The sequence below is a fragment of the Paraburkholderia piptadeniae genome (assembly GCF_900007165.1).
Lineage (GTDB): Bacteria > Pseudomonadota > Gammaproteobacteria > Burkholderiales > Burkholderiaceae > Paraburkholderia > Paraburkholderia piptadeniae.
The window spans coordinates 4,032-12,946 of record NZ_CYGY02000150.1; the positions used below are offsets into that span (position 1 = coordinate 4,032).

Annotated in this window: 8 protein-coding genes; 3 read left to right on the forward strand and 5 right to left on the reverse strand. The window is 58.2% G+C overall.

Annotated features, from left to right (window positions below; translation table 11 throughout):
- On the forward strand, window positions 1-358 hold a 358-nt coding region (locus tag BN2476_RS43195), incomplete at its 5' end, for an electron transfer flavoprotein subunit beta/FixA family protein (protein ID WP_438942951.1).
- Window positions 359-1,288, forward strand: a complete 930-nt coding sequence (locus tag BN2476_RS43200) for an electron transfer flavoprotein subunit alpha/FixB family protein (RefSeq protein ID WP_087740241.1) — start codon at window positions 359-361, stop codon at window positions 1,286-1,288. It abuts the gene before it with no gap.
- Window positions 1,289-2,008: 720 nt separating this feature from the next.
- Here BN2476_RS43200 and BN2476_RS43210 read toward each other — a convergent pair.
- From BN2476_RS43210 to BN2476_RS43230, 5 genes are read right to left on the reverse strand one after another with little or no spacing between them, the layout of a single operon-like run.
- Window positions 2,009-2,863, reverse strand: a complete 855-nt coding sequence (locus BN2476_RS43210) for an ABC transporter permease (protein ID WP_087740242.1) — start codon at window positions 2,861-2,863, stop codon at window positions 2,009-2,011.
- 2 nt (window positions 2,864-2,865) lie between these two features.
- Window positions 2,866-4,140, reverse strand: coding sequence for an ABC transporter permease (locus tag BN2476_RS43215; protein ID WP_087740243.1), 1,275 nt, complete (start codon window positions 4,138-4,140; stop codon window positions 2,866-2,868).
- A gap of 2 nt (window positions 4,141-4,142) precedes the next feature.
- Window positions 4,143-5,285, reverse strand: a complete 1,143-nt coding sequence (locus BN2476_RS43220) for an ABC transporter ATP-binding protein (RefSeq protein WP_087740244.1) — start codon at window positions 5,283-5,285, stop codon at window positions 4,143-4,145.
- A 10-nt stretch (window positions 5,286-5,295) separates the two neighbouring features.
- The gene (locus BN2476_RS43225) at window positions 5,296-6,378 is read right to left on the reverse strand and encodes an ABC transporter substrate-binding protein (RefSeq protein WP_087740245.1); all 1,083 of its coding nucleotides are present in this window, start codon (window positions 6,376-6,378) and stop codon (window positions 5,296-5,298) included.
- Window positions 6,379-6,430: 52 nt separating this feature from the next.
- Window positions 6,431-7,762, reverse strand: coding sequence for an amidase (locus BN2476_RS43230; RefSeq protein WP_227747310.1), 1,332 nt, complete (start codon window positions 7,760-7,762; stop codon window positions 6,431-6,433).
- A 549-nt stretch (window positions 7,763-8,311) separates the two neighbouring features.
- Here BN2476_RS43230 and BN2476_RS43240 point away from each other — a divergent pair.
- Window positions 8,312-8,915: reverse transcriptase domain-containing protein (locus tag BN2476_RS43240; RefSeq protein ID WP_087740246.1), on the forward strand; the 604-nt coding region annotated here is incomplete at its 3' end.

The window sequence follows — 8,915 nt, forward strand, 5'->3', positions numbered from 1 at the left end:
CGCCGCGCTGCTCGACTGGCCGCAGGCGACGTTTGCTAGCGCCATCGAGATTCAGGGCAACACGGCAACCGTCACGCGTGAAGTGGACGGCGGATTCGAAGTGATTGAGCTAGACCTGCCGGCTGTCGTGACAACCGATCTGCGCCTGAACGAGCCACGCTACGTGACGCTGCCCAGCATCATGAAGGCGAAGAAAAAGCCGCTAGATATCCTCACACCGGTCGAACTCGGGGTCGATCCGGCGCCGCGTCTGAAGACATTGAAAGTCGTCGAGCCGGCAGCGCGCAAGGCCGGCGTGCGCGTTCCTGACGTCGCCACGCTGATTGACAAACTCAGAAACGAAGCGAAGGTAATCTGAATGACCACTCTCGTCATTGCCGACCATGACGCCTCTGTACTCAAGCCCGCCACGCTGCACACGGTGAACGCCGCGCGCCAGTTGAATAACCGTGTGCACGTGCTCGTCGTCGGGCACGATGTAGGCGCCGCCGCGAAAGCGGCCGCCGCGATACAAGGCGTCGACAAGGTGATCCTGATTGACGCGCCGCAGCTCGCCGACGGTCTCGCCGAGAACGTCGCCACGCAGGTGCTGATGCTCGCGCCGTCGTACACGCACGTGCTGTTCTGCGCGACCGCCTCCGGCAAGAACGTCGCACCGCGTGTCGCCGCGAAGCTTGACGCCTCGCAAATTTCCGATGTCACCGCGATTCATTCGGCCGATACCTTCGATCGCCCGATCTACGCGGGCAACGCGATCGCCACGGTCCAATGCAACGACCCGATCAAGGTCACCACGATTCGCACGACCGCGTTCGATGCCGCGCCCTCGGGTGGTGGCGGTGCGCCTATCGAAACGCACGACGCCGGCGAAGGCACGCGCCGCGCACGCTTCGTTCGTCGCGAGGTCGCAAAGAACGAGCGGCCGGAACTGACGTCGGCACCCATCGTCGTGTCGGGCGGGCGCGGCATGGGCAGCGCGGACAACTTCGCGCTACTCGATCCGCTGGCGCAGAAGCTCGACGCGGCAGTAGGTGCATCGCGCGCCGCGGTGGATTCAGGCTTCGTGCCAAACGACTGGCAGGTCGGACAGACCGGCAAGATTGTCGCACCGCAACTTTACATCGCGGTCGGCATTTCCGGCGCGATCCAGCATCTTGCCGGGATGAAGGACTCAAAGGTGATCGTCGCCATCAATAAAGATGCGGAAGCGCCGATTTTTAGCGTTGCCGACTACGGCCTTGTGGATGACCTTTTTACCGTCTTGCCAGAACTAACGAGCCGGATTTGACGGAGAGTGTTTGCAGGACGACCCTCCTGGCGCAAGCTCAGGAGGCGTCCCTGCTCCCCGAGAAACATGTATCTATGGTGCCCGAAGCGTGGGCTTTCAGGACCGCTGTTCCCGCGCCGCGCCAGCTCGGCGCACCGCATTCACATGAACCGTAAAAGTGCAATGCGATCGTCGTCGCATGCGGCAATGACCAGCCGCACGCTCTCCGTAACGCGCTTCACGCCACCTGGTACGCTTGTCGCGCGCAGTACGACGTATGACCGGAAGCTGGGAGTTGAAGGCGCTGAGCACGTTCCCGAGAACCGGAGCTCCTGAGTGACGGTGTCGTGGAAAGGTCGCGAGTATTGGCCGACCTTTGCGTGTACCGCCCGTTCGTACCCGACGTCGCCATCATAGAACGCTTCGCCTTCGACCGTGTGGGACGGGCAGACCCTCAGCCGATTGAAATGCGGCGTAAAGTCCAGATCGTCCGCGTCGACATTTCAGATCGATCACGCATGGATGATACGGTCCGCCAATCAAGGATGCGTTGAGGGCTCGCGCCACCCTCCGGACGGTTTCGCCAGCGGGTCCACAATGTCGCCCCGCATCGCCCCCCCCAAGGTTGCAGCTGAATGAGATCTTGCGGGATCTGTCTACCGGCATGGGGAGTCAGAACAAGCAGCGGTGAATTACCGCGTTCGACGATTGCGCGACCGAGATCAGACACGGGGCGCACTCCTACGATGGCCGTCGCACAAGTGCCGCTCTCTTGCGAAGTGCGCCGACCAGCCACATCATGACCAATGAGAGCAATATCCAGAGTGTCGGCGCAGCCAGAATCGCAGGACTGATTTGCTCACGAAGACCGGACCACATCTGCCTGGGCAATGTGAAGTACTGCGGACTTGGCAACAGAAACAGCGCGAAAACAACCTCGTCGAAAGACGTGATGAAGGCCAGGACTGCGCCCGCCGTTACGCCCGGCATGATGAGTGGTAGCGTGACCTTGCGAAAAACCATCCACGGTGGCGCCCCCATGATCGCGCCCGCTCTTTCAAATGAGCGATCCAGGCCGCTGACAGAAGCAAGGACGGTGACTACGACGAATGGGATCCCGAGCGCAGTATGCGCGGCAATCAGCCCCCAGAGATTATCGACCAGGCCAACTTTTGCGAAAACGAAATAGGTTCCGGCGCCTGTAACGATTGTCGGCACCACCATCGGTGCAAGGATAAAGCTCATCATGAGCGACCTGCCAGGCAGAAGGCGCTGCCTTAAACCTAACGCAGCCGCGGTCCCGATTGACGCCGCGAGAATGGTAGTCACGACGCCGACGACGAGGCTATTCCTCACCGAAAGCAACCAGCGAGGGTTGCTAAAGAATGAGTCATACCAACGAAGGGACCACGCATCGGTATGCAAGTGCAACATTGCCCGTGTGAATGTGAAATAGGGCTCGGCGTTGAAAGACAAAGGAATGATTACCAGGATCGGCGCAACAAGGAAAAGGAAGATCGTCGTGCAGATCAATACAAAAATAACGTTCCATCCTTTCTCGACGGGCGAGCGAAACGGCGGAGTGTGAATGTTCATGCTTATCCCATCCTCAGGTTTTCAGCACCGATCAGACGGTTGTAGACGAAATAAAGGGCCAGCACCACAACCAGTAGCACGATGCTCAGTGCAGCCGCCAGACCCCAGTTGAGCGACGTCTGAATATTGAAAGCAATCATATTGGAGATCATCTGTCCCGACTGTCCACCGACAAGAGCCGGTGTAATGTAGTACCCAAGGGCCAAGATCAACACCAGCAGCGCGCCAGCCCCGACGCCTGGGAGCGTGATAGGGAAATAGACCTTCCAGAAGGCGCTAAACCGTCCGGCACCGAGCGATTGCGCGGCCCGCATATAACTGGGAGGTACCGCGACCATCACGCTGTAAAGCGGAAGTATGAAGAACGGCAACAGGATGTGTGTCATCGCAATCAAGGTGCCAGTAAGGTTGTAGATCAGCATTACGCGATTGTTCTCATTTACCACGCCAGCGAGCACGAGAAGATCGTTCACGACGCCTTGGGACTGCAGCAGCACCATCCATGCGGTAACCCGAACCAGCATGGATGTCCAGAATGGAACCAGCACCAGGATCATCAGTCTGTTCGCGGTTGCCTTGGAACTCGTTGCCATCAGGTAAGCGATCGGATAGCCCATTACACCGCACAGAACCGTTACGGCGATAGCCACCCCAAAGGTCTTTAAATATAACGACCGGTAAATCCGCTCATCCTGCGGTTGGGAGGCAATACTTCCTTTTTCATCGCGGCGGAAGTCTAACGCCGATAGATAGTTGTCGAATGTGAATGCACGTGTGGCACGCGCCAGCATGGGCATTATTTCGGGTTCACTCCAGGTCGGGTCGACATTTGCGAACCACTGGGCGGTAGGCGCATCGTCAGTAGCCGCTGCGCGCCGGGCAGTACGTTCTACGACGGATCGCAGCCCTGGGCGCTCAGCGTTCAGTCGGCTCGCGACAATGCCCAGCTTGCCCTGATCTCTGGCCAAAACGAGATCGCGGGCCAGGCTCTGCCAGACCTGGTCCCCCGTTGTCACCTTCGACCCGCCATCGAGCGTACGAGCTGTATTTGGCAGAAGATCGCGCAATGTCGGATCATAGATACTGACCTGAAACATCTTGGCAATTGGCACGAGGAAGGTCAGCATGAGGAACAGAATCACTGGCGCGACCAGCAACAACGACTTCCGCGTCTGGCGCCGCCGTGCTTTTTGAACGCGCGTTTTCAATGCGGCGCCCCACTGTTCCTGAAATGAAGCGTCCGGGTTGTGCGTCTCGACCATAATTGTCGGGCTCATCGCTATCCTCCTACTGCCAGTAGCGCACGGCTGTCAGCCGAACGCCAGCCGATAGGCAACGTCTGCCCGGCCTGGAGGGAACCAAGGCTCGACGTATTCGCCAGTTTCACGGTGATATCGTTGCCGCTGGGGATTCGGCACGTAAGGCGAACGTGATCGCCGAAATACGTCGACTCTACGATCTGAGAACTCACCTGATTCTCGAGAGCTCCGTCCTGGCCCGCAAGCGATACCCTTTCCGGCCGCAAGACAAGGGTGACACGCGTACCCGCCATCAATGGCTTGCTCGCCAACGCTTCAAATCGGCAAGCGCCGTGCGTGATCTTTGCGCGATAGCTCCCGCTGTCCGACGCATAACACTCGTCTACAACGCCTTCCAGAAGGTTGTTGTCGCCGACGAACCGCGACACAAACTCCGTGTTTGGTGACTCATAAATCTCAGTCGGCGGCCCAATCTGTTCGATCACTCCATTGTTGAAAATGGCGACCCGATCGGACATTGCCAGGGCTTCGTCCTGATCGTGGGTCACATACACGACCGTAACGCCGAGCATCTTGTGCAGGTGCTTGATTTCGGTCTGCATGTGTTCGCGAAGCTGTTTGTCAAGCGCGCCAAGCGGCTCGTCCATCAAGACAAGAGTTGGCTCGAATACAAGCGCTCGAGCCAGCGCAATGCGCTGCTGCTGTCCCCCTGAAAGCTGCGCGGGCCGGCGGGACGCATAATCCTGCATCTTGACCATCTCCAAGGCCCGGGTTACGCGCTCGCCGACCTCGCTCCTTGACATTTTCCTTGCGACCAAAGGAAACGCCACGTTGTCTGCAATCGACATATGGGGAAACAGGGCATAGTTTTGGAACACCATGCCGATGCCTCGTTTATGTGGTGGCGTGGTGGTCAGGTCCACGCCACCCCCCGCAGTGGGTGCCTCAAAGCCTGCAAGCATCATCAGCGTCGTCGTTTTTCCTGAGCCCGACGGGCCCAGTAACGTGAGAAACTCGCCACGCCTGACTGATAGCGAGAGTGACTTGACGACGTGCGTACTGCCGTCGTAGCTCTTCTCGACCTGCGAGAAGACAACGTGGTCACTATCGACTCGTTCAGCATTCCCTAGTTCTCGCTGGTGGAAGACGTTTAGCATGTTCATAACGTTCCTCTCAGCGGGCCATCCACGCAGCCCAACGGCGATTGATTTCGTCCTGTTCGTCGTTCCAGAACGCCGTGTCGCTCGCGAGACCAACCTTCAGATTCGCAGGTGATGTCGGCAGATTCTCTCTCAGAGATGCGTCCACCAATGGCAATGCGGAACGACGCGCGGGGGCATAGCTGATGTATTTCGTCTGCGCAGCAAGCTGAGGCGCCGAAGTTGCAAAGCGAATAAAATCGAGCGCAGCCGCTTTATTCTTACTGGCCTTCGATACAGCAAACACATCACCGTTGATGATCTGGCCTTGCCAGAGAATACCGAAAGGCTTCTTGTCCTTGGTGATGGCGTCTGTGAATCTGCCATTGCCGCCTTCTGTCATCACGACCTCTCCATCGGCGAGAAGCTGGACAGACTGTGCCTGCGCCCCCCAGAAGATCGCGTTGGCCTTGATAGTGTCGAGTTTCTTGAGCGCGCGCTCGAGGCCGGCCGGCGTACGCAGGGTTGCATAAACCTTGTCTCGCGGTACGCCATCAGCCAGGAGCGCCCATTCCAGGTTTCCGTTCGGTTTGTTGCTTAGCCCGCGCTTGCCCGGGAACCGCTTCAAATCAAAGAAGTCAGCAATTGTTGTAGGCTGCGCCCCGGTAAACTTTCGCTTGTCATACGCAATCACGTTCGACCAGAGGATCGTTCCAACGCCGCAGTCCATCAGGGAACTCTGCACGAAGTCGGAAGACGCCGGCTTGCCATCCTGACCGTTTGGAAGCGAACTCGGCTTTATCGGGTCGATCAATCCTTCGTCGCATGCGCGAGCTGCATCCTGGAATTCAAGATCGATCACGTCCCACGCACCGGACCCCGCCTGCACCTGCGAACGAAGCTCTGCCAACCCGCCGTTGTAGTCAGCAGGAAGGACTTTGGTCCCGGTTTTTGCGGCGTACGGCTCAAAGAAGGCCTTCGATTGGCTCGCGGTATATGCCCCACCGAACGAGGCGACGACCAGTTGTTGTGCACTGGCAGGCGTGACAGGAAGAATCGCGCTCAGCAACACGAAGAGACAGGTCCGAGCGTGCTTCGATGTTTTGTGGATTTGCATACTAACCCCTTTACATTGCGTTGAAGTGGAATTCGCTACGGAGCTGCCACGTTTAAGTTCGCGCCAGTTCCTGTTCAAGATGTCGTGCAAGTTCAAGAATCGCTACGTCCATGCCTGGTGCGCCGATGAGCTGCACACTGACTGGCAATCCTTTGTCATCGGTGCCGGCAGGCAGTGCTACGGCCGGTGCGCCGACCAGATTGAAGAAGGACGTAAAAAGCGTCAGCGCGTTACCGATCGGGAGAAGTTGATCGCCGACTGGTATTCGACTACTGCCTGTTTCGGGCGCGACAATCGGGCATGTGGGAGTCAGGATCGCATCAATAGTCTCAAAGTGCCGAATGAACGACGCCCGGTACGCGCTCAGCAGCCGTTGGCATTGCACATAGCTTTCGGCGGATAACTGTTGACCCAGGACGAAGCCGCTGCGGATATCGTGCCCATACTTCTCATCTGACAACGCTATCAATGGCGAGTGATACGCCAAAGCTTCGGCGAGTTGAATCGTGAGAGATACGGTCCGAGATTCAGCATGTTCCGGCAGCTCAATCTCGTGGAAAGTAGCGCCGGACGACTTTAGAGCTGCAACTGCCAGTTCATATCCGGCTCGAACGCCAGGTTCCAGAACAGAGGTCCATCCCTTCGGAATCCCTATACGAAGGGAGTCCAGCGAGCCGTTAGTACCGAAGACATCCAGGTCAGTCAGCGAGTCGATCACCACGGAAACGTCATCCGCATTCCCTGCGATAATGCCCACATGGTCAAGCGTCCAGCAGAACGGAATGACGCCAGTGGAGTCCAACAGTCCGAACGTAGGTTTGAAGCCGGTTACTCCGCACAGCGCTGCCGGTACACGCACTGATCCCCCTGTATCGGTGCCCAACGCAAAGGGAACGATCCCGGCTGCAACCGCAGCAGCCGAGCCGCCACTGGAGCCCCCTGCCAAGCGCCGTTGGTCCCACGGGTTCACTGTCGTGCCGGTGAACTGATTCTCCCCGGTAGCACCATATGCGAACTCGTGCATGTTCGCTTTACCAACGAGGGCTGCCCCCGCTTCTGCCAGCTTCCGCACAACAACGGCATCTTCTTGCGGATAGTGTTCAGCCAAAACCTTGCTTCCCGCCGTGGTCCGGATCCCTTCAGTTTTGAAGACGTCTTTCGCCACGTACGGGATACCGTCGAGTATTCCCCGCCGTTTACCAAGTTGGCGGCGCTCATCGGCCGACCTTGCCTGAGCGCGACCGCGGTCACCGGTCACCGTAATCAGGCTCCTGAGCAACGCATTGGTCGCTTCCGCGAGCGCGAGGCTGTGATCAACAACCTCAAAGGCTGTGACAGGTAGTGTCGCAGTAAGGCGCTGCGGTAAGATTCGCCACCCCAACATGGTTGGTGGCCACACAATGGCGAAAACGAAGAAGACGCTGCCTCCAGGCATCGGCANNGATGAGGGTAGGCCCCTCGGAGTCGGCGTTCAGGCGCGGGCTCCAAACCACCCCAAGCTGCTGCGGTAAAGAGCCGTGGTGGTGAGCATTGGGGACAAAGCCCGAGGCCATACCTCGGGTAGGTATGGATCAGAGAGACGAACGAAAGTGAACCTTCCGATAACGCGTCGTAATCCAGAGACTTGTCGTCAAAACCAGGGGCAGCTTGATCTCCTGCGACAAGCCTGCCGGAAACCTGATTACTGGGCAGGCGGCGACCGGCGTAAAGGGGGCGTGAAGCTGATCCAGGCTCTTGTGTGGAACTGCGGGAACCAGTCGTTCCGATGTGAAGGGAGAAGCACAAGTGGTAGAAGCCACGAGGCGAGAGTACCGATGCGGAGCACTGGGACGGACCAACCCGTACGAGCGATGAAGGCTGGTAATGCGGCTGGAGCAAAGGGGTTGGGTCAGGCGGTCGAGCTTGGGGTTCAACTGGAAACAGGAGGAAACCCATGAGCACGACAAAACCGTTTGTCATTGACAAGTGGCTGGTGTACGAGGCTTTCAAGGCGGTTAAAGCCAATGCGGGATCGGCCGGGGTGGACCAACAGTCGCTCGCGGACTTCGAAGCGGACCTGAAAGGCAATCTGTACAAGGTCTGGAATCGGATGTCCTCGGGCAGCTACTTCCCCGATCCGGTGAAAGCGGTCGCCATTCCGAAGAAGAATGGCGGGGAGAGAATTTTGGGAGTGCCAACTGTATCGGATCGTGTCGCCCAGATGGTGGTCAAACAGGCCATTGAACCTGAGATCGAGTCGATCTTCCTGCAGGACTCGTACGGCTACCGGCCCGGGAAATCGGCGCTGGATGCTGTTGGGGTAACCCGGGAGCGGTGCTGGAAATACGACTGGGTTCTTGAGTTTGATATTAAAGGCCTGTTTGACAACATCGACCATGATCTGTTACAGCGCGCGCTCAGAAGGCATATCAAGAGCGACTGGGCCATGCTGTACATTGACCGGTGGCTGAAGGCACCGCTGCAACTGTCGGACGGAACCCGGGTGGAACGCACCCGGGGGACACCGCAGGGCGGTGTCGTAGCTCCGGCAACAACAT